The organism is Labrenzia sp. C1B70 (assembly GCF_000475395.1).
Classification (GTDB): domain Bacteria; phylum Pseudomonadota; class Alphaproteobacteria; order Rhizobiales; family Stappiaceae; genus Roseibium; species Roseibium algicola.
Map to the genome: position 1 here is coordinate 403,970 of NZ_AXCE01000012.1, position 19,871 is coordinate 423,840.

A 19,871-nucleotide genomic window follows, 5' to 3' on the forward strand; every position below is an offset into this window, starting at 1 on the left:
CGGGCCGGATAAGAAGGCACCTGGCGTGAAACGGTCCGGCACTTCAGGTCTTGCCACAGATAGGAAGTTGCAAATTTCATAACCAGATATCAAAATCAGAGATCAACGTTCTGATTTGGAGAACACTTGGGACAGATAGAAGACCTGCGCCTGTTCGTTCAGGTGGTTGCCAGTGGCAGCATCTCGAAAGCCGCTGGAGAACTCGGCATTGCCAAGTCGGCCGTCAGCCGTCGCCTGTCCCTCCTGGAAGATCGCTATGGGACCCGTCTCGTCGACCGCTCGCCCGGCCATTGGGACCTGACCGAGCCCGGGCGCGAACTCTTTCAACGCGCGAGCCGCGTCGTCAGCGATGTCGACGACATCGAGGACGATTTCCTGAGCAGCGGAACAGCCCCTTCCGGGCCCTTGTCGATTTCCATACCCAGAGATTTCGGCCACGGTTTCCTCAATGCGGCGCTGATCGATTTCCAGGCTCGCCACGCGGATATCCAACTGACCGTGGATTTCGATGACCGGCTGGTCGATCTGGCCAGAGAGAACTACGACTTTGCGATCCGTATCACCGAAACGCGGCCCGAAGATGCGATCACGCTGAAACTGGGCACCGTGGAGCATTGCCTCTTTGCCAGCCCCGACTACTTGCGCCAGCACCCTGCACCGCAATCGATCGAAGATCTGCAGCAGCACCGGCTTCTTCATTTCGGCTGGGCCAGGCGGACCGTTTGGGAGTTCCAAACGCAAAAAGGAAAGCGCCAGCAACTTGAGTTTCAGCCCGCACTCAATTCCAACAGTGGCGCGTTCCTGCTGGATGCAACCATCCTAGGGCATGGCATCAGCCGGCTGCCGGATTTCATCGTGACGGGCGCACTGGCAGCCGGACAGCTGGTGCCCCTGCTACCGGACATCGCTGTGCCGGCATGGGGCATCTATCTGCTCCACGCCCGCGAACGTCGTCTCAACCGTCGCATGCGCCTGTTTGCGGAGGAGATCCGGGCAGCTTGTCTTTCCGGCCTTGGCAACGAGCCGCAAGTCCCTGCCCCGGACTGAAACCCTTCCGCACTGAACCCCTTGCAGCGCGAAGTCTCGATCAGCCACGCCCCACGAACGGCATGCCGGTTGCCATCACCGTCAACGTCAGCACATTGGCATCCAGCGGCAGGCTGGCCATGTAGGTGACGGCATTGGCGACGTGGGCCGGATCAATGGTCGGCTCGGAAGCGGTTTCGCCATTTGCCTGCAGGACACCACCGCTCATCTTGGCCGTCATGTCACTGGCCGCGTTGCCGATGTCGATCTGGCCACAGGCAATATCGAAGGGACGTCCATCCAGTGCGGCCGATTTCGTCAGGCCGGTAATGGCATGTTTGGTCGAGGTGTAGGGAGCCGAATTCGGTCTTGGCGTCGTGGCCGAAATCGAACCGTTGTTGATGATGCGCCCGCCTCTTGGTTCCTGCGCCTTCATGAGCCGGAAGGCCTGCTGGGTGCACAGGAAGGCACCAGTCAGGTTTGCAGCCACGACAGCGCTCCATTCCTCGAAAGAAATATCTTCCAGTGGAACGGACGAATTCGAGATCCCTGCGTTGTTGACCAGGAGATCGAGCCTGCCGAAAGTCTTCGAGATCTCGTCAAAGAGCGCCTTCACAGATGCCGGGTCACCGACATCCGCGGCAATCCAAGAGACTTCATTGCCGCTGTTGCGGGAGAGTTCGGTCGCAGTCTTTTCCAGGACATCCTTGCGGCGGCCAGTGATCAGAACCCGCCAGCCGGCGCGGCTCAAACCAGCGGCAACTGCCTTGCCTACCCCCGTGCCGCCACCGGTCACAAGCGCGATCCTTCCCTTCACGTCAAATCCGTCTGCGGTCATGGATTTCTGCCTTCCAGTTCATCTTCGATATGTATGCGGATGATGTCGTCAAAGCTTGTTTCCGCCTGGAACCCAAGCTCCAGCGCACGCCTGGCATCGAAATTCCTCGGCCAGCCCTCAACGATCCGTGCAATTGCCTCATCCGGTTCCCGGCGGATCAGCCTGACAGCTTTTTCCCCCGCGACCCGCCGCAAGGCCTCGATCTGCTCCCCGACAGTGGCGGAAAGCCCCGGCAGCGTGACCGTTCTGCGTGGACCGATCCCAGCAGCGTCCATCCGTGCGGCATGAACGAAAAAGCCGACCGCGGCACGTGGGCTGGCAAACCAGTGGCGTACGCTGTCATCCACCGGCAAAACAGCTTCCTGCCCGGCAAGCGGTTCGCGCATGATGTTGGAGAAGAACCCCGAGGCCGCCTTGTTTGGCCTGCCCGGGCGAATGCAGATGGTTGGCAGGCGCAGGCCTATGCCGTCGAAAAAGCCCTTGCGGGAATAGTCGGCCAGCAGAAGCTCGGTGATTGCCTTTTGCGTGCCGTAACTTGTCAGTGGCGTTGTAAAGAATTCATCGCCGATCTTTTCGGGAAACGGCTGACCGAACACTGCAATCGACGATGCGAAGATCACCTTCGGAAAATACGGCTCGCGAGCGCCTTCGATCCGGATCGCCTCAAACAATTCGCGGCTGCCGTCGAGATTGACCGCATAGCCCTTTTCAAACTCCTGCTCCGCTTCGCCGGAGACGATCGCCGCCAGGTGAAAGATGACATCGGGGCGCGAAGCGACCAGCGTCCGGGCGGCTCCTGCCTTCGAAAGATCCACGGTGACTGCCTCGGCAATACCGGGCAGCGCCGCTGGTACGGTTGGCGAAACAGCATCGGCCAGCGTCAGCCGGGACACTTCAAAACCAAGAACCTCCGGCTGCGCAGCCAGCTTTTCAACCAGCTTGCGGCCAACCATACCGGCAGCGCCGATGACGAGAACATGCATGGAGGGTCTCCGCGGAACTTGATGGCACGAACGTTCCTCGGGAGACTTGCGGAGATTGGACGGAAGGGCAAGGCGGATTAAGCGGAAAGGTGTTCTCCCGGCCGAAACACAACCTGAAAGACTTTACATTCGGCCAGTGAGCGGCCCGCAATAAAAGTGATCCCCCTGAGCCGCTTGCGCAAATCAGGGGGACAACGCGGTGGCTCAACCCGCCTTGATGAAGTTTTCCAATTTGCCCAATGTCTGCTGTCCAAGTTCCACAGCGCCGAAACCCTTGGCTTCCTGGAATTCCGCAGCAGTGCTGAAGACCATGCCGAGCGTGACCTTCGTTGCGCCGTTCTCTTCCTCGAACGAGGCCCAGGCGTCGGCATGCTTCGGGCCATTCTCGCCCCAGAGCAGCGTATAGCTGAGCCGTTCGTTTGGCCGAACGTCCGTATAGAGATGGTGGTTCGGAAAAACCGTACCGTCAGGTGCGATCATGTCGAACACCCACTCGCCGCCTGCGCGCAGATCAATCCGGGTGGTGCGGCAGGAAAAGCCGTCCGGCCCCCACCATTGCGACAGGGTTTCGGGGTTCATCCAGGCACCCCAGACAACGGATCGTGGTGCACGGATCACCCGCTGCAAGATCATCGTGCGCTCGGCAGCGCCTGCCAGGTTGTCCAGGCCCGCATTGAAGCCATCCCGATATCCGCCTTCCATATTCGCGGCCAGCGAGGAAAGCTGCACGGTCACGGACAAGCGGCTGCTTTCACCCAGATCCGCGATCGACGCCGTAACCATCGCGACGGACTGAGTTTCTCCTTCGCACGAAATCACCTCGTAATTCACGCTGCGCAGAGGTGGCTGAAGGTCCAGCCAACCGCATTCGCAGCGCATATCCGGCTGGCCATCCACCTTGCAGAGCGAAATTTCGCGTCCGCCCACCCTGGTGTCGGCTTCGAGAAATTCCACGGTAACGGCGGGTGACGGTGCCGCCCAGACAGCCCTTGCCGCCGGAGCGGTCCAGGCCTGCCAGAGGGTTTCGGCAGGGGCGGCCATGTCGCGCTCGAAGAAAAGCGTCGCAAATCCGTTTCTTCCCTCGCCAGCCGCGTTGGAGGCAGTGTTGTTCAGAACCACGCTCTGCGTCATTCTCCGTTCTCCTTCATCACGTTCATTACAAACGCATCCAACCTGTCGAGGCGGGCCTCCCAGATGGCGCGCTGTTCATCGATCCATGTCCGCACCGGCTCCATGGCCTCCGGAACGATGGCGCAGGTGCGTATGCGTCCATCCTTGGCGGTGGTGATGAAACCTGCCTCCTCCAGCACGGAAAGGTGCCTCATGACCGTCGGCAGCTTCAGCCCGGTCGGCTCCGCGAGGTCCGTCACCCGCGCCGGGCCACTTGCGAGCCTTGTCAACATCGCGCGGCGCGTCGGGTCGGACAGCGCGTGGAACAACAGGGAGAGATCAGGATCATGCTTAGCCATATTGCTAAGTATTTCGAAATTCACATCAGACGCAAGAAAAAACTTCGTCAATTGGCTAAGTTTTAGCCTGAAACAGTCAACATGACAGAAAAAATGCCTTCAAATCATATATTTAGAAGCGAACTCTGAAAACTAGCGGCAAGGACGAAACTGGCCATTCTGCCGTCCATCCCCCTGAAAATAGTAGCCAACGTACTTCGCACCCCGTCATCCCATCAGCAAAACCCGAGCCGGCATCCACAGCCCCATGGCCGTCATCATCAGGCTTTCGGTCAATGAAACAAAGCCGAGCGGAACGGAAGAACTGCCGCCGACGCAGGCGCATTTCAGTTCCCGTTTCTCCAGATAGACCGCCTTGAATATGCTGATAGCGCCGATCAGGCCAATAAAGAAGGAAACCGGCGCCGACAGCCAGACCAATGCACCGGCCGTCATCAGGATACCGGCGAAGGCTTCGGCATAGGGATAGATCCTGGAATAGGGAACCCAGCGCCGCGCCAGCAGGTCGTAGTTCAGAAACATCGTGGAAAAACTCTCCACGTCCTGCAGCTTCTGGATTGCGAGGATTGTCATGGAAAGCGACACGAACCATTCCAAGGCCCGCAAGCTGAGCAGGGTTCCATATTGATGCCAGGAGAGGCCAAGCGCCAGAAGCAGGGCCACTGAAAAGATGGCGATCACGGGCCGATAGGTCGTGTCGCTACGCTCTTCCTCTGGCGGATCAAGTTTGAAATAGACGTGCAAGGAGTCATAGCCCCCGATCCGCTTGTTGCCGACGAAGGTTTGTGGGGTCGTCTCGACGCCGTGTTTTTCCATGAAGGCGTCTGTCTCCTCACGGGTGGTGAGGTGATGATCTTCAACCTCGAAGCCCTGCCGTTCCAGAAGGTCCTTCGATTTCAGGCCATAGGGACAGATGTGCCCGGGCATGACCATTCGGTAAAGCCTGGCGGTCTTTTGCTCGTCAGTGCCGTTCATCGGAAAAGCTCCTCAGTCAAACGCGGCCCGACCGGGAAACGACCACTCACTTCGACATGATATTGATTGCGCGAGCATGCCTGTTCCGCACCGGCCGGCTGAAGTTTTCTGACAGGCAAACGCGGCGAGCCACGGATGGTTGCGAGGCTCAGCCTCCAGCTGGCTTCATCGCGCTTTCCAGCACGTCATAAACCTGGCCCTCGCCCATCTGGCTGACATTGAACCTCAGGAACCCGGTCATCGTCTGCGAAACGCTGAAGACGTTGCCGGGGGCGAGCACGACGTTCCGGCGCAGCGCGGAGCGGGCAATGGCGGCGGCATCCCGGCCGGCCGGCAAACTGCACCAGAGATAAAAGCCACCCTTGGGGCTGAGCCAGGGCGTAATACCGAGCCGCTCCAGCCTACCGGCAACCTCGCGCCGCTTCTTCGCAAGGCGCACCCGCAAGGCTTCCATGTGCTTGCGATAACTGCCGTCGCTCAGGACGCCATAGACAAGATCGCTCGCAACCGGTCCCGGGCCACCGAAATTGGTGGCCACTTGCAGGTCAACAAGAGCCTCGATCCAGTCCGTTCGAGCGGCAATGTAACCGCAGCGCACGGAGGCAGACAGGGTCTTGGAAAAGCTGCCGATGCGGATGACACGCTCCAGTCCATCGAGAACGGCGAGGCTCGACAGGGGCTCTGGCGCAAAGCTGCCGAAAATATCGTCTTCTATCACCACCAGGCCGTGGGCTGTCACAAGGTTCAGGACCTTGTGCGCAACCTGGGGCGAGATCGTCGCGCCGGTGGGATTGTGAAGGCCGGAATTGGTGATGTAGAGCTTGGGCTTGTGCCGGGTCAGCGCTTCTTCGAACAGCTCGGTATCCGGTCCGCTGCGCGTGAACGGCACACCGGCAACCTCCACCCTGTGCGCCTTCAACAGCGCCTGAAAGTTGAAGTAACACGGGTCATCGACCAGAACCGTGTCGCCCGGCTGCAAAAAGAAGCGGCAAATGAGGTCGATGGCCTGTGTTCCCGATGGCGTGAGCAGCACCTGGCCCGGGTTCACCTCAAGGCCTTCCTCCGAGAACTGCCGGGCGAGCAGGTGGCGCAGGTTCAAAGCACCCCGTGTTTCGCCATAGTCGAACAGGTGGCCACCGCCGGTACGCGCCAGCGCTCGCAAGCCACGCTGCATGGCCTCGCTTGGCATCCAGTCCGCCGGCAGCCAGCCGCAGCCGGGTTTCAGAACATCCGGCCCGGCATCGAGCGACTGGCGCGACACCCAGAACGGGTCGATTTCCCGGTCAAGCTGCGGTCCGACGTCGGCGACCGAGAACGGACGAGCGGCATCGGCAACATAAAAGCCGGAGCCTCGACGGGCATAAATGATGCCCTCTGCCGCCAGCCTGTCGTATGCGGTCACGACTGTTGACGGCGACACCCGCATGGTCGCGGCAAATCCACGAATAGACGGCAACTTTTCACCCGGTTGCAGCAAACGGCTGGCGATTTTCCGCTTGACGGCTTCCATTACCGCGGCCGTCCGTGTGTCCTGTTCCATTCGTTTGTCCGCTGAAGTGTATGGCAAGTGTGTACAGTACAGTTTCGCAAAATTGTATTGCACTGTCTCTGTCCTGACCAGCCCCGCCGGATTATTCCTGCCCCTGCAACGTGTCGTCATGGACGTTCAGGAAGGGGCTACGTTCGGCAAGCCTCGCTATGTCTGCCTGCTTCTCGGCTTCGCAAGAGCGCAGGACGGATGCCGCAGCCTACCTGACACGCGTGTGAACCTTGAAAAACAAGACAGCAGAAAGACCAGATATGCAGGCATCGATGGCAGGATGGGGCAGCGGGCTCCTGGGCGTCCTCATTTTCAGTGGCTCCCTGCCGGCAACACGGGTTGCGCTCAGTGGTTTCAACCCGATGTTCCTGACGTCCGCCCGTGCCGTTGTCGCGGCGCTCCTTGGCATTGCGTTGCTGCTAGTGCTGCAGCAGGCCCGGCCGGAGCGGCGCGACGTGATCTCGCTGCTGATTGTTGCGGCCGGTGTCGTCGTCGGCTTTCCGCTGCTGACGGCGCTTGCGCTGCAACATGTCACTGCAGCCCATTCGATTGTCTTCATTGGCCTTCTGCCCCTGGCGACCGCCCTGTTCGGCATGTTGCGCGGGATGGAGCGCCCAAAGCCCCTGTTCTGGGTATTCTCCTGTACAGGCAGCGCAGCTGTCGGCGCCTATGCGCTGTCACAAAGTGCAGACCTTTCACTCAAGGGAGATCTCCTGATGCTGGCGGCGGTCATTGTCTGCGGCTTCGGTTATGCAGAAGGTGGCGCCCTCTCCCGCCGCCTTGGCGGCTGGCAGGTCATTTCCTGGGCGCTTGCCCTTTCGCTTCCCGTCATGGGAACGCTTGCACTGCTGACATGGCCGGACAGTTTGACAGGCATCGAAATGCCCGCCTGGGTCGGGCTCGGCTACGTCTCGATTTTCTCGATGCTTGTGGGCTTCATCTTCTGGTACCGGGGCCTCGCCATCGGCGGCATTGCAGGTGTTGGCCAGTTGCAACTGCTGCAGCCCTTCTTCGGGCTGATGCTGGCCAGCCTGTTGCTGCATGAACCGGTGTCTTCAACCATGCTCCTCGTCACCACCCTGGTGGTGGGCTGCGTTGCCGGCGCCAAGCGCTTCGCCTGAAGCCTCTTTTTTTCCGGCCCGCCGCACACGTCTTTCCCAACCGGAATTCGCTTCCGCCCCCCGGAGAATTTTGCAATATGGTTCCGTATCGTGAAATTGCCTCCGCAGGGGCGTACCGGCGGATTTCGGCTGAATTGACTTAAAGGAAAAATGACATGGGTTTCTTTGATTTCGTGAAGGATGCGGGCAAGAAGCTGTTCGGCGATGACGAAGCGCCGGAAGCAAGCGCTGGAGCCATCGAAAAGGAAGTTGCCGACCTCGGTCTCGATGGCGACGTCAAGGTTGAAGTCAGCGGCGACACCGTCAAGATCGCAGGCGCCGCACCTACCCAGGAAGCCCGTGAAAAACTGATCCTTGCCGTCGGCAACGTGCTTGGCATTTCCAAGGTCGAGGAAGAAATCACCGTCGAGAGCAGCGAACCGGAAGCCAAGTTCCACACGGTGGTCAAGGGCGATACGCTCTGGAAGGTTGCCGAGGCAGCCTATGGCAACGGCGCAAAGTACCAGGCGATCTTTGAAGCCAACAAGCCGATGCTGTCCGATCCGGACAAGATCTATCCGGGTCAGGTGCTGCGCATCCCCGCTCTCTAAGACCGAATTTCCGCAAGCCACGGCGTCCCCGTGGCTTGCCTCCTTTTCCGGCAATTACCCTTTGCACTCCATGTCCGCCCGCAGGGCCGGCACCGCTCAGAACCTCTCTCCAGGTATATTTTCCGAGACGCCCGGTCGCAATACGTCTGGGGCAATCTTGCAGCTGCGCCCTCGACTTTTCCGCTTTTCAAACAGCAGCACAAAACTGCCGAATGGAAATCTGAGTATTTTTTTCAAGTTTTTTACAAACCAGCCTCGACACCACCCGTAATATTATGATTATAAAGCTCAAGTTTTCTCATTTAGTGGATTTGGGGCGGTTTTCGGATGGTGCGCCGGCTGAGCCACAGGCTTGTCCAATCGGTAATACTGCTGTTCCTGGTGTCCGTTGCCGGCTTCGCCCTGTTGCGCCTGTTGCCGGGGGATTTTGCTGAAGTACTGCTGTTGTCCCAGATGGACGGCACCTTGCCGGATGCGGCTGCGGTCGAGCGATTTTCAGCCGAAAACGGCTTTGACGATCCCCTGCCCGTTCAATACCTGCGCTGGCTTGGCAATGTGCTGACAGGGGATCTCGGTACTTCCTTCGTTACCGGAGAAAGCGTTTCCACCGATATCCTGCTGCGGATACGCCAGTCACTGATCCTGGCACTGCTGTCGATCGGCCTTGCCCTTGTCCTTGCAGTGCCGATCGGCTGTTTTTGTGCCTATCACGCCGGCGGCCTTGCGGATCGTCTATTGGCGGCGGCAAGCGTTGCCGGCCTGTCCATTCCCAATTTCTGGTACGCGCTGCTGCTGGCGCTTCTGTTCTCGCTTACGCTCGGCTGGCTGCCGAGCTCGGGCCACGGCACGATTGCACATGCGGTGCTGCCGACGCTGGTCATCGCGACCACCATGACCGGCGTGATTGCGCGCTTCGTGCGGGCCAGGCTTTTAGACGAGTTCCACCATGCCTACATCCGCACGGCCAAGGCCAAGGGCCTCAGCCAGACGCGGATCCTGCTGCATCACGCCCTGCCCAACATCCTGCCTTCGCTCCTGACCCTGACCGGGCTGCAATTCGCCCGCGCCTTCGACGGCATGATCATCGTGGAAACGATCTTCGCCTGGCCAGGCATCGGCAGCCTGCTGGTCGCTTCGCTGCTGAACCGTGACTACCCGCTGATCCAGATCTGCTTCCTGGTGATCGCCTGCGGCTACATCATCATCAATCTCCTCGTCGATTACCTGGTGACGCTGGCTGACCCGCGCGTTCAGGAGGCGATCTGAATGGCAAGATCCCGACGCCTGTTTCAGACAAGACCTGATGCACAGAGCCGAGAAACGCGTGCAGGACTGCTGGCCCTTCTCATACTTCTGATCGTGCTGGCACCGCTCGCAGCGCCCTATCCGCCGGACCAGATAGACATCCTGAACCGTCTTGCGCCCCCGGGCTGGCAGCATTTTCTGGGAACCGACCAGATGGGCCGCGACGTCTTTTCCCGCCTCCTTTACGCCGGCCGCCTCACAACCGGCGCGGCCCTGCTGGTGGTGCTGGCGTCCGCGCTCACCGGCACGCTGCTCGGCTGCATCGCCGGCTATCTCGGCGGCTGGCCGGATCAGCTTCTGATGCGCTTTTGCGAGGGACTTTCTGTCCTGCCAGCACTGGCGATTGCCATGATCATCGCCGGTGTCATGGGTCTTGGACTTGCCGTCGTGCTTCTGGCGCTCACTGCCGTGCACTGGACCGAATATGCCCGGCTGGTGCGCAACATGATCCTGGTGGAACGTGCCAAACTTTATGTGCAGGCGGCTGAAGCGCTCGGTTCGTCACGCAAACGCATTGTCCATCGCCATCTGCTGCCGAACATTACGGCGCCTCTCCTGACCATGGCCGCCTATTCGCTCTCCTGGGTCATCCTCGCCTTTGCCGGGCTCAGCTTCCTTGGCCTTGGCGTGGAACCTGGAACAGCCGAATGGGGCCGGATGATCGCCGATGCGCGCAACCACATGCGCAGCCATCCGCATCTCGTCCTCGCCCCGGGCCTGACGATCACCGCCTTCGTCATGCTGGTGAACCTGCTGGGCGACGGCATCGGCGACCGGATGCGCGCCCGCCACACCAACCTTTTGACCTTTCGAAAAACAATCCTCAAACCAAGGAGCTGATCCTCATGATCTCCCGCAGAACCCTGGGCCGTCTTGCCGTTTCCGTGGCAACGGCCGCCATGCTGAACCTGCCGCACATGCCGGCGCAGGCCGAAGGCAGTTCAACACTGACCGTTGCCACCATGTGGGAAGCCCTGCCGCTGTCGATGAAACCGCGCCGCAGCCGGTTCTTCAACGAAAGCGAGATACTGGACACTCTGGTAAAGCTCGATTTCGACATGAAACTTGTGCCCGGTCTTGCCACGTCCTGGGAACGCGTTTCCCCCAATGTCTGGCGCTTCCAACTGCGCGACGGCGTCACCTTCCATGACGGCAGCGCTTTCGACGCGGAAGCCGCAAAGTTCTCGCTGGAGCGTGTGATCGCGTTGCTGCCCTATGCATCCGACCTGCTCAACATCAAGGAAATCCGCGCCGTATCCGGCCTCGAACTGGAAATCGAGACCAACGAACCTTTCACAGCCCTGCCCAACCAGCTGACCGACGCCATCACCGTCATCTACGGCAAGGCGTCGTTCGACGAGAACGGCGAGTTCGTGAAGCCTGTCGGCACCGGTCCCTGGGTGTTCAAGGAGTACCAGAAGCAGGACCGCACCACCGTTGTACGCAACGATGACTATTGGGGCGAAGCACCCAAGCTGGAAGAAATCGTCTACCGCTACATCCCGGACCACAATGCCCGCGCGCTGGCGCTGGAAACCGGCGAGGTCGACTTCGTCGTCCACCTGTTGCCTTCCGATGTGGAACGCATGAAGGCCGACGAGAAGTTCGAAGTCTATGCCGAGCCGAGTGCCGGTCTCTATTACGGCGCATTCAATGCCGGTGAAAACAGCGTACTGCATGATCCGAAGGTCCGCCAGGCGGTCAACCTGATGGTTGACCGGGAAATCCTGGTCAAAGGGGCGCTTGACGGCATCGGCAAGCCGGCCTGGACTTTCTTTCCGCCGGAATTCCCGTGGGCCGCACCGGAGCTTTCAGCCTATTCCTTCAACCCGGAAAAAGCAGCCGGGCTTCTGACCGAGGCCGGTTACGAGAAAGACGGCACCACATGGCAGAAGGACGGCGAGCCTTTGAGCCTGCGTATCCTCAGCTATTCCAGCCGCGCCGAAATGGCCACGATCAGCGAGACAATGGCCGCACTTCTGCAGCAGCAGGGCATTGCCACGAAGCTGGAAATGTACACCTGGGAAGGCATGCTCGATCTCGTCAAGCAGAGCGACTATGACGTTTCCGTCGTCTTCTGGACCCCGGAAATGACCGGTCATCCGGATCTGCACCTGAAGTCGCAGTTCCATTCCAAGGCGGGCCTCAATTACCAGAACTGGGCGAACCCGGAATTCGACGCGCTTGTCGACAAGGGCCGCACGCTGGAAGAAGGTCCGGAAGCTCTGGAAACCTACGCCAAGGCACAGGAAATCCTGCAGACCGACGCGCCGATCATCCCTCTGGTACACAAGATCTATGTAGCTGCCTCTAGCGAGAACGTCAGTGGCTACAAGGTCCATCCTTCCGGCTTCTTCTACAATTTCAAGGCCGTCAGCAAACAGTAACTGCGCCTGACCTTTGCCCGGACGGTTATCCGTCCGGGCCTTTCCGGGAGACCCGAATGGCATCCTGCCTTTTTCTGAAACCGATCAAGGGCGCCGGCAACGACCTGCCCGATGTTGGTGATTATGCGCCCGACATCGACGTGATCGGCCATTACGACCTCGAAACCGCCGACCTGTCGCGCTATCGCGCGCTCTGCCTGCCGGCCCATCTCGACCAGCGCTTTTTCGGCAGCCTGACAGCGAAGATCGAACAGTTTCTGGATGCTGGCGGCACGCTGGTATTCAACGGCCATGTTGCCTGGCCAATGCTGCCCGAATTCCAGCCTTTCGTTCCCCTGAACCGCTTCTCGCTGGAAGACCTGCAAATCCACCGGTTGACCGACCACCCGGTGTTCGAAGGCGTTTCAACCGAGGAATTGACCTATCGGCGGGGCGTTGCCGGCTTCTACGCCCGCGGTTTCAACCCGCCGCCGGAAGGTGCTGTTAGCCTCCACGGTGTCGGTCCGGACCGCCTGCCCTGCGACTGGGTCTATGAGCGCCCGTCCGGCGGTCGCATCTTCATGCATGCCGGTAATGATCTTTGGATGTACGTCGGCTCCAGCGACACAACGGCGCGCATTGCCCCGCAGCTCTGCGCCTGGGCCAGCGGAAAAGGACCCCAGCAATGACCACGCTCGCAGTGCTCGACGCCGGCACCTACTACCATCATCGCACCATTTACGAGCCACGCTACCGCGACTTTTTCGACGAGATCATCTACACGCGCGACCTGCCGGAAGCAGATCTGTCCGGCGTCGACACCCTGCTTGTTTCCTGCCGCACAGATCCTTCGGTGCTGCGCCCCCGGCGCGAACAGATCGCCGACTTTCTGGCAAGCGGCAAGACCGTTGTCGCCATGGGCTCCACCGGACATCCGGACTGGTTGCCCGATGTGAACTGGACGGACACACCGACCAATTTCTGGTGGTGGAAGGAAGGCGGCGAGATCGGCCTGAAGTTGGCAACGCCCGACCATCCCCTCTTCAACCGGCTCTCCCTGGCCGACGTCACCTGGCACTATCACGGTTATTTCCAGGTGCCAGACGGGGCGCAGTCGCTGGTCGATGTCGGAGATCTCGGCTCGATCTTCTACGAGGACACGGTTTCCACCCCCGGCCGCCTGCTGATCACGTCTCTTGACCCGATGTACCATCACGGCAGCCACTTCATGCCGGCGACAACCCGGTTTCTGGACGGGTTCCTGCCGTATCTGAAGGGGACTACCGCAGAGCTTGCGAAAACGACATAGGCCTCCTGCGCAGAGCCCGTTCCGCTGCGTTCCCGATGCGCTTCAAGTGAAGCGACATTGTCAGAATTCGTCATGATTGTTCAGAATTGGTAGGTGGAACCAGCCAGCCGATCCCCGGTATTTACGAATATGTTGAGCGGCACTCACCTGTGTCGACGAAGTACATCAGGAACATACCGAGGAGTGGCGGCAGAGAAATTGGTTTCCGGCAATACCCAAGTCGCAGCTGGAAAAGACCATTCTCGTCCCCCCACACGCAGATCCTGCGCTTAGACCGCCTCTCTTTTCCTGACGCTCTGACGATGGCTCTTGTGTCCCACGCCGCTCTGGCCGGCGACGCACTGCCAACTGGCGGTGCGTTCGCTGCCGGCACAGGCCGTGCGTGGAGCTCTCACCTCGTCACAGGGTAAGCACCCGTTCCGCACCACCCAGTCTCGTCAGCGGCTAGGCCAGCCCTAGTCTGCCAAACCTTCGCGCGCCAGGGCATCACAGACAGCCTGCCGCCTTGCAACGTCATCGGAATGTCGTTGCAAGGCTGGCCAGTCCGCAATCGAAAGCTTCTGATCGTCAAGCCAACGGCAAACGGTAAACAGATAGGCGTCGCTCAGCGAAAAGGCTGGGCCCATCAGGTATCTGTGCTGTTGGAGATGCCGCTCAATCACATTCAGCCGCAGCGACAAGTGCGCGCGGCCTGGAGACAGAAATGCCTCCGGCGTCTTCGGGCGAAACAGCGGACTGAAGCTTTTGTGAACCTCGGTTGCAATGTAATTCAGCCATTCCAGGGCTCTCAGGCGCTCCAGTGCGGCGTCCGACAACAGGCGGGCCTCGGGACGGATCATGTCGATATATTGCAGGATCACGGGGACTTCGGTCAGAAGTTGGCCCTCCTTCAGTTCGAGTGCCGGAACGTACCCTTTGGGGTTGATCTGGCGAAAGTCGTCCCCTTCTTCAGTCCGTCGTGATTTGTAATCGACTTTTATCAATCGAAATTCCAGACCGGCCTCACGCAGAGCGATATGCGGTGCCAGCGAGCAGGCTCCCGGCATGAAATAGAGTTTCATTCCGATTGCCCTCCGGACCCCATGTCAGGAATGCCATCCAGCAGGACGAGCGCAACGTCATAAGCCCGACCGTTCGCTTCCTCCATCCTGTGTCCCGAGCCATGCAGGTCAGCAGCCAGGAACTGATCACCGGGAGATAGCAGCCGCGTGTCTCCATCGCTCGTTTCAATGCGGACCGAGCCACCGAGAACGGTTCCAAGAACAGGTACAGGCGCGCAATGCCATTCGTCCTTGTACCCGGGGGGGTGATGCATCATGAGAACGCCGGTTGCATCTATGGTTTCGGTGACACTGTAGCCCTTTGGCGAAGGTGGCGTGAAATCACCGTCCGAAAGCGTCCAGAACTCATCCGAAAAATGGGAGTCGCCGTTTGCGCGTGAGCAGATTTTGACGAATTTCATTCTCTTGGTTCCTGTTCGAAGCGTGTTGCGCCCGAGGCAGCCCGGGTTACCGACATGCCGGGCTTGCACCGACCCCGGGCGGCTACATCAAGCGGTTGCGTTTGCAGGGATTGACCGTCCGTTGTCGGCATGAACCTTCCGCGCTCCGTGGTCGTCAGAAGGTACGCCATGCGTCGTGTCAGCGGCGATCCCGGCGGCAATCCTGTTGGCTGCGATCCCGGCGGCATCAAAATAACCGGTAAAAATCGGCTTGAACCCGGTGAACCAGAGACCCGGGTTTTCCGGATCACGCTCGCCCATCGGGTATTGCGGCACCCCATTGGGGTCGAGCACGCCGAGATGTCCCAGCAGCGGTTCCAGCCCCGTGCGATAGCCTGTTGCCGCGATGACCACGTCGGGTGCGCAGCTTGAGCCATCCGTGAGGATGACGTTGTCCCCCTCGAAGCGGTCAACACCGGGAACGACCCGGAACCGCCCGGTCTTCAGGCCGGCGACGAATCCGTCATCGATCGCGAAGGTGACACCGTCCCGCAAAAGCCGGGTTCCGCCTCCTTCTGGATGGGTGGTCAGCCCGTATCGGCGAAGATTGCCAAGAAAAACCCGCTCGGTCAGCCGAAAGGCCGGATCCAGAACCCAGGCTGGAAGGGCTGCAAAGACCCGGGCCAGTCGGTGCAGCGGAAACCCGAAAATGCGCTGTGGTACGACTGCAGGCCCGTAGCGGACAGACACGATGACCTCTGCCGGTTGGTGCCGCGCGAGATGGTTGAGCGCGTCCGTACCCGAGTTCCCGGCGCCGACGACCAGAACACGTTTGCCGTCGAAGCGGGACACATCACCGAGGTCGGCCGAGTGCAGAAACTCGCCCGAAAACTGGTCGCGCCCCGGCCAGTCCGGAATGTGCGCAATGTTTTCGCGGCCTGTTGCGATAACCAGATTGTCTGCTTGATAGTCACCGGTCGCGGTGGAGACGTACCACCCGTCAGGCGTACGGGTGACCCCGGTCACCTTCCCGCCGTATCGGACATGTGTTTCCAGTCCCGCGACATAGGCTTCAAGAAATTCCACTACGGTGTCACGCTTCAGAAAGACGCCATCAGTCTTTGGCGCCTTCTGGCCGGGCAGGCTGGCAAACTTGCGGTGTATGTTGAGCCGAAGCGCCGGATGCCGCGCCCGCCAGGGTTCAGCAACCCGGTCCCGTGCTTCCAGCACGGTGACCGGAAGGCCACGATCGGAAAGAGAGCGTGCCATGGCAAGACCCGAAAGTCCTGCTCCGATAACAAGCGTGCTGACATGTTGTTGGGACTTCATGGTCAGTCCTTTCGGTGTCTTCTCAGCAAATGCTGAGGAAATTCGGGGTCACGCAGATGTGCGTATTGTTCGAGGCCCAAATCCTGCAGGAGATGGTCCGAAAGCCGCGAGAGGTCTCCGAAATTCCGGCGAAAGCGTCGTTTTTCGCGCGCTTCTCTGATCCGTTGCCAAAGGCTGTTCATGCGACTTGAGACAGTCCTGTGCGGCCCGGCGACGAACGGCAATATGATCGTCATGTCATGTGTCCTTGTCGGTGCCCGGTCAGATCCGGGCTGTGAAATACGCGTTGATGGGATCGTGCGGCAGCCGGTGGGTTTCGACCGATGCGAAGCCGGTTTCGGCAAGGTACTCTTCGGCCGTCTCCACTCCCCACATCGCCCCCAACCCCGGACCACCCTGGCCGATGGAGACGGGTGTGCAGTGCATGCTCGAGATCGTGTACAAGAGCGGCGCGAAGGGATTTGCTATGTTCTTTTCAAGATCGCGCGACCCACCGATATCCTGCATCAGGAAGACGCCGCCCGGCCGCATTGACTGCCGCACGAGCCGCAGAAACGCCTTGGGATCCGCCTGGTCGTGAACCGCATCGAAGGCGGTCACCAGATCGAACCGGCCCAACTCGATTGCGGCCGACAGATCACGCGCTTCGAAGTGCAGGTTCTCCAGACCCTTGGTTCTGGCTTCAGCGGCCGTCTCTGCGAAAGCGTCCTCGCAAAGATCGAAACCGTGAAAGCGACTGTTTGGATAAACGCTCGCCAGCGCCATCATCGCCAGACCTCGTCCGCAGCCGAAATCGGCCACGTCGATGCCGTCCTCCAACCGTTGGATCAGGCCCGGGACTACCGGCAGGATAGCGCTCACAAGGTTGGCGACGACCAACTGCGCACTGTCCTCGGCCATCACCTCGTGAAAGCGATCGAAATGGTGGTAGCAAAGGCCCTCGCCACTGCGGAAACGCTCCAGTAGTTCGTTTTCGATGGACGCCGCGATGCTGATGAACTGGGTCGTGACGGCCATGTTGTCCGGGCTGGCGCTACGGGTCAGAAACGCGGCATGCTCCGGAGGCAACGTGTAGCTTCTCGCCCGCGGGTCATAGTCGACGACACCCGCCGTCACCATCACGCCGAGCCATTCACGCAGGTAGCGTTCATTGACAGCGGCCTTCTGCGAAAGCACCTGCGAATTGAGGCCGGGGTTGGCCCCAAGCGCATCGAACAGTCCTGCGCGGTGCCCGAGAGAGGTCATGATCGCGAGTGCCGCTTCGTTCAGCGTACCGACAAAGCGTTCGGCGAAGGCTTCGGCTTTCGCTTCGTTGAATGCAAGATTTGGGTTCTGGTAGGTCATCCGATGCTCCTGAAGTGGTAATGTGCAGCACGATCTGCCGCTGTCCTGACCATGGAGATGGACCAAATCCGCCAAGCACGTTAGAAGTGAAAAAGAATGAAACGGTGATAATCAGACTAAAGTTGAGGGGTTTTGTGCAATATGAGCTTGAACACGACCGTTATAGGAACACGCTTGACCGGAACGTCCGTGCTGTTCTCGATCCTTGACGTGCTGGCCTCCGTGGGCCGCGATTGGGAAATGTTGCACGGCTTGCCTGCGCAATCGCCGGTGTTTCAGGTCAGCCTCAGAACCCTCGATGGCGCACCTTATTGGGACGTGAACGGGCGCAAGATCACACCTGACGGGATGCTGACCGAAGCGCCGGAACCCGACTTGATTATCGTGTCCGATTTGCACCTCGACCCAAATGGCCACCTGCCGGAAGAGTTTAACCCGGTCGCGGACTGGCTTAGTAAAGCCTACGCACGCGGCGCGATTGTCACCTCCGTCTGCTCTGGCTCAATCCTTCTGGGTGCAGCTGGTTTGTTGGACGGCAAGGAAGCGACGACGCATTGGGGCTATGCGGATATGCTTGGACGAAACTTCCCGAAGGTGAAGGTTTGCCGTGAACGCATTCTCGTCGCGGCAGGGGACGGTCACCAGGTGGTCACCGCAGGTGGTGCCTCGGCGTGGGCTGATCTCATGTTGTATCTGATCGGACGGTTCGCCGGAACAGAAGAAGCCCGCAGGATCGCGAAGATCTATTTGATCGATCCACATGACCAGGGCCAACTGACATACGCATCCCTTGCCTCCGGGCGACAACATGATGACCAGCTGATTGCAGAGGCGCAGGTCTGGGCCGCACGAAATTACCACAGATCAAGTCCCGTAACCGCCATGGCGGTAATGGCCCAAATGACCGAGCGCGGGTTTCTGCGTCGCTTCAGGAAGGCGACCGGACAGGCGCCAGCCGACTATGTGCAGACTTTGCGTGTCGAGGAAGCTAAACAGCTGCTGGAGACGACGGCGATGTCGATCGAGGAAATCTCAGCCGAGATCGGATATACCGAACCCTCGAGTTTCCGATCGGCATTCCGAAAGCGCGTCGGGACCTCGGCGTCTGCTTATCGAAAGAAATGGCAAGCGTTGGTTCCGGTTTCATCCTGAGTTTGCTCCCTATCCCTTACAAGCCGGGCCACCAGGTTTGCATCGACATCTCTGCTGTTCCAGGCAACTGCCGTTCATGCGCTTCGCAGCACGTGGCGAAATAGGCAAAGCAGTCTTTCGCTGCGAAGAACACCAACGGTCTGTCTGGCCTGGGAACCGGTTGTCAGGCGGCCTGCGGCAGCAGGCAGGCGGAGGGGTTGAACGACAGCTAGCCGTTCGGCCACCAGCTGAAGCTGCGCGACGACACCAGATTCCTGATTGCCATCCGGGCCGCCGTCTTGCTGACCGTCAAGGTTGGCAGCTTTGCCTGACAAATCATCAAATATTGACGTAACGGAAGTTATCGAATAAGTTGTAGATATAAGATTTATATCGTTTTTAAATATGGAGTTCGAGATGACGTGGAATATGCACACGTTTTTTGCAGTACTCTTTACCGCGACGATCGCCTTCACGACCATGTCTACAGTTCCGGTTGAAGCCTGCAACCCGAGATATCAGCGCTGTTAGAACAGCTTGTCTGGAGCCTTGTCCGTTTCAAAGGTTCGGCACGTTCAAGGCTTTCTCGAACTGGTGAGGTAAGGCGTGTCGTTCTGGTCGGGAAAGAAAGAGTCGCTCAATCAAAGCCTGGTGGAGATCACCTTCAGAGCGGTGCTCTCCGGCCTTGTGATCGTGTTTTTCGCGCAATTCCTGATCGCCAGGGTCGACAACCAAATCGAAGTCGCGTCGAAACGCGATGCGCTGAACACCTTCAGGAACAGCCATTTATCCAAGCTGACCACGCGGTTTTCAGACGCTTTTCTGGCCCTTGATTGTACGCGAAGCGTTAGCACCCTTTCGACGAATTCCTGCAAAAGCGATATCGCGACCTTCCTGACGGAGTTGAATACGATTTTCCTGGAACTAAAGGCGATCTACCCGACTTCCGGGTTCCCGAAATTGGTCGAGCTGCAAGACCAGGCAGAACTGATGTACTCAACACCGTCGCAAGTGACCCAGCAGAACATAGACGGCTTCGCAGCCACCTTTGGAGCATCGCTGCACGAGATGGCGCAGAACTTCAGATAAGAAAGGATGCCTGAT

General features: G+C 59.5%; 21 protein-coding genes. 10 read left to right on the top strand and 11 right to left on the bottom strand.

Going from position 1 to position 19,871, the window contains the following annotated elements; all coding sequences use genetic code 11:
• Nucleotides 1-126 precede the first annotated feature (126 nt).
• The gene (locus Q666_RS50145; RefSeq protein ID WP_023000777.1) at nt 127-1,047 is read left to right on the top strand and encodes a LysR family transcriptional regulator; all 921 of its coding nucleotides are present in this window, start codon (nt 127-129) and stop codon (nt 1,045-1,047) included.
• Nucleotides 1,048-1,087: 40 nt separating this feature from the next.
• Here Q666_RS50145 and Q666_RS50150 read toward each other — a convergent pair whose 3' ends face one another.
• From Q666_RS50150 to Q666_RS50175, 6 genes are all read right to left on the bottom strand, one after another.
• A complete protein-coding gene (locus Q666_RS50150) occupies nt 1,088-1,864 on the bottom strand; it encodes an SDR family oxidoreductase (protein ID WP_023000776.1) in 777 nt (258 codons plus the stop codon).
• A complete protein-coding gene (gene denD / locus Q666_RS50155) occupies nt 1,861-2,847 on the bottom strand; it encodes a D-erythronate dehydrogenase (RefSeq protein WP_023000775.1) in 987 nt (328 codons plus the stop codon). Before denD ends, Q666_RS50150 begins: the two co-directional genes overlap by 4 nt.
• Nucleotides 2,848-3,051: 204 nt before the next feature.
• Nucleotides 3,052-3,978: an SRPBCC family protein gene (locus Q666_RS50160; protein ID WP_023000774.1), complete on the bottom strand. Its 927-nt coding sequence runs from the start codon at nt 3,976-3,978 to the stop codon at nt 3,052-3,054.
• Nucleotides 3,975-4,316 (bottom strand): metalloregulator ArsR/SmtB family transcription factor, encoded by a 342-nt coding sequence (locus Q666_RS50165; protein ID WP_023000773.1) that lies wholly within the window; start codon nt 4,314-4,316, stop codon nt 3,975-3,977. The genes Q666_RS50160 and Q666_RS50165 overlap by 4 nt, the downstream gene beginning before the upstream one ends.
• 207 nt (nt 4,317-4,523) lie before the next feature.
• Entirely contained in the window at nt 4,524-5,291 is a 768-nt protein-coding gene (locus tag Q666_RS50170; RefSeq protein WP_023000772.1) for a glutaredoxin family protein, read from the bottom strand.
• A 148-nt stretch (nt 5,292-5,439) separates the two neighbouring features.
• A complete protein-coding gene (locus Q666_RS50175) occupies nt 5,440-6,831 on the bottom strand; it encodes a PLP-dependent aminotransferase family protein (protein WP_023000771.1) in 1,392 nt (463 codons plus the stop codon).
• Between the two features lie 260 nt (nt 6,832-7,091).
• Between Q666_RS50175 and Q666_RS50180 the strand changes: the two genes are divergently transcribed.
• The 7 genes from Q666_RS50180 to Q666_RS50210 all read left to right on the top strand — a co-directional run bounded on the left by Q666_RS50180 (nt 7,092) and on the right by Q666_RS50210 (nt 13,522).
• Nucleotides 7,092-7,952 (top strand): DMT family transporter, encoded by an 861-nt coding sequence (locus Q666_RS50180; protein WP_023000770.1) that lies wholly within the window; start codon nt 7,092-7,094, stop codon nt 7,950-7,952.
• Nucleotides 7,953-8,107: 155 nt separating this feature from the next.
• Complete coding sequence (gene lysM, locus Q666_RS50185) at nt 8,108-8,542, top strand: peptidoglycan-binding protein LysM (RefSeq protein ID WP_023000769.1); 435 nt, start codon at nt 8,108-8,110, stop codon at nt 8,540-8,542.
• A 327-nt stretch (nt 8,543-8,869) separates the two neighbouring features.
• Nucleotides 8,870-9,808, top strand: coding sequence for an ABC transporter permease (locus Q666_RS50190; RefSeq protein WP_023000768.1), 939 nt, complete (start codon nt 8,870-8,872; stop codon nt 9,806-9,808).
• A complete protein-coding gene (locus Q666_RS50195) occupies nt 9,809-10,687 on the top strand; it encodes an ABC transporter permease (RefSeq protein ID WP_023000767.1) in 879 nt (292 codons plus the stop codon).
• Nucleotides 10,688-10,692: 5 nt separating this feature from the next.
• Nucleotides 10,693-12,234 (top strand): ABC transporter substrate-binding protein, encoded by a 1,542-nt coding sequence (locus tag Q666_RS50200; protein WP_023000766.1) that lies wholly within the window; start codon nt 10,693-10,695, stop codon nt 12,232-12,234.
• A gap of 56 nt (nt 12,235-12,290) precedes the next feature.
• Nucleotides 12,291-12,902 carry a hypothetical protein gene (locus tag Q666_RS50205; protein WP_023000765.1) on the top strand — a complete coding sequence of 204 codons (612 nt, stop codon included), beginning with the start codon at nt 12,291-12,293 and terminating at the stop codon, nt 12,900-12,902.
• Nucleotides 12,899-13,522: a hypothetical protein gene (locus Q666_RS50210; protein WP_023000764.1), complete on the top strand. Its 624-nt coding sequence runs from the start codon at nt 12,899-12,901 to the stop codon at nt 13,520-13,522. Before Q666_RS50205 ends, Q666_RS50210 begins: the two co-directional genes overlap by 4 nt.
• 455 nt (nt 13,523-13,977) lie before the next feature.
• On the opposite strand, the gene gstA is transcribed toward Q666_RS50210, so the two are convergent.
• The 4 genes from gstA to Q666_RS50230 all read right to left on the bottom strand — a co-directional run bounded on the left by gstA (nt 13,978) and on the right by Q666_RS50230 (nt 17,636).
• Nucleotides 13,978-14,583: a glutathione transferase GstA gene (gene gstA / locus Q666_RS50215; RefSeq protein WP_023000763.1), complete on the bottom strand. Its 606-nt coding sequence runs from the start codon at nt 14,581-14,583 to the stop codon at nt 13,978-13,980.
• Nucleotides 14,580-14,984 (bottom strand): hypothetical protein, encoded by a 405-nt coding sequence (locus tag Q666_RS50220; RefSeq protein WP_023000762.1) that lies wholly within the window; start codon nt 14,982-14,984, stop codon nt 14,580-14,582. Before Q666_RS50220 ends, gstA begins: the two co-directional genes overlap by 4 nt.
• Nucleotides 14,985-15,071: 87 nt before the next feature.
• On the bottom strand, nt 15,072-16,292 hold the full coding sequence (locus Q666_RS50225; protein WP_023000761.1) for an NAD(P)/FAD-dependent oxidoreductase: 1,221 nt from the start codon (nt 16,290-16,292) through the stop codon (nt 15,072-15,074).
• 261 nt (nt 16,293-16,553) lie between these two features.
• Nucleotides 16,554-17,636, bottom strand: coding sequence for a methyltransferase domain-containing protein (locus Q666_RS50230; protein WP_023000759.1), 1,083 nt, complete (start codon nt 17,634-17,636; stop codon nt 16,554-16,556).
• A gap of 189 nt (nt 17,637-17,825) precedes the next feature.
• On the opposite strand from Q666_RS50230, the gene Q666_RS50235 reads away from it, so the two are divergent.
• Nucleotides 17,826-18,788 (top strand): helix-turn-helix domain-containing protein, encoded by a 963-nt coding sequence (locus Q666_RS50235; RefSeq protein WP_208984205.1) that lies wholly within the window; start codon nt 17,826-17,828, stop codon nt 18,786-18,788.
• A gap of 74 nt (nt 18,789-18,862) precedes the next feature.
• Here Q666_RS50235 and Q666_RS65935 read toward each other — a convergent pair whose 3' ends face one another.
• Nucleotides 18,863-19,249, bottom strand: a complete 387-nt coding sequence (locus Q666_RS65935; protein WP_152533352.1) for a hypothetical protein — start codon at nt 19,247-19,249, stop codon at nt 18,863-18,865.
• 124 nt (nt 19,250-19,373) lie between these two features.
• Here Q666_RS65935 and Q666_RS50245 point away from each other — a divergent pair, with 124 nt between their 5' ends.
• Entirely contained in the window at nt 19,374-19,856 is a 483-nt protein-coding gene (locus Q666_RS50245) for a hypothetical protein (protein ID WP_023000756.1), read from the top strand.
• The last annotated feature ends 15 nt before the right edge of the window (nt 19,857-19,871 follow it).

Coding starts and splice junctions, on each gene's coding strand:
- Q666_RS50150 (WP_023000776.1), bottom strand. CDS start 1,864: ATGACCGCAGACGGATTTGACGTGAAGGGAAGGATCGCGCTTGTGACC.
- denD (WP_023000775.1), bottom strand. CDS start 2,847: ATGCATGTTCTCGTCATCGGCGCTGCCGGTATGGTTGGCCGCAAGCTG.
- Q666_RS50160 (WP_023000774.1), bottom strand. CDS start 3,978: ATGACGCAGAGCGTGGTTCTGAACAACACTGCCTCCAACGCGGCTGGC.
- Q666_RS50165 (WP_023000773.1), bottom strand. CDS start 4,316: ATGGCTAAGCATGATCCTGATCTCTCCCTGTTGTTCCACGCGCTGTCC.
- Q666_RS50170 (WP_023000772.1), bottom strand. CDS start 5,291: ATGAACGGCACTGACGAGCAAAAGACCGCCAGGCTTTACCGAATGGTC.
- Q666_RS50175 (WP_023000771.1), bottom strand. CDS start 6,831: ATGGAACAGGACACACGGACGGCCGCGGTAATGGAAGCCGTCAAGCGG.
- Q666_RS50180 (WP_023000770.1), top strand. CDS start 7,092: ATGCAGGCATCGATGGCAGGATGGGGCAGCGGGCTCCTGGGCGTCCTC.
- lysM (WP_023000769.1), top strand. CDS start 8,108: ATGGGTTTCTTTGATTTCGTGAAGGATGCGGGCAAGAAGCTGTTCGGC.
- Q666_RS50190 (WP_023000768.1), top strand. CDS start 8,870: ATGGTGCGCCGGCTGAGCCACAGGCTTGTCCAATCGGTAATACTGCTG.
- Q666_RS50195 (WP_023000767.1), top strand. CDS start 9,809: ATGGCAAGATCCCGACGCCTGTTTCAGACAAGACCTGATGCACAGAGC.
- Q666_RS50200 (WP_023000766.1), top strand. CDS start 10,693: ATGATCTCCCGCAGAACCCTGGGCCGTCTTGCCGTTTCCGTGGCAACG.
- Q666_RS50205 (WP_023000765.1), top strand. CDS start 12,291: ATGGCATCCTGCCTTTTTCTGAAACCGATCAAGGGCGCCGGCAACGAC.
- Q666_RS50210 (WP_023000764.1), top strand. CDS start 12,899: ATGACCACGCTCGCAGTGCTCGACGCCGGCACCTACTACCATCATCGC.
- gstA (WP_023000763.1), bottom strand. CDS start 14,583: ATGAAACTCTATTTCATGCCGGGAGCCTGCTCGCTGGCACCGCATATC.
- Q666_RS50220 (WP_023000762.1), bottom strand. CDS start 14,984: ATGAAATTCGTCAAAATCTGCTCACGCGCAAACGGCGACTCCCATTTT.
- Q666_RS50225 (WP_023000761.1), bottom strand. CDS start 16,292: ATGAAGTCCCAACAACATGTCAGCACGCTTGTTATCGGAGCAGGACTT.
- Q666_RS50230 (WP_023000759.1), bottom strand. CDS start 17,636: ATGACCTACCAGAACCCAAATCTTGCATTCAACGAAGCGAAAGCCGAA.
- Q666_RS65935 (WP_152533352.1), bottom strand. CDS start 19,249: ATGGTCGTGAAGGCGATCGTCGCGGTAAAGAGTACTGCAAAAAACGTG.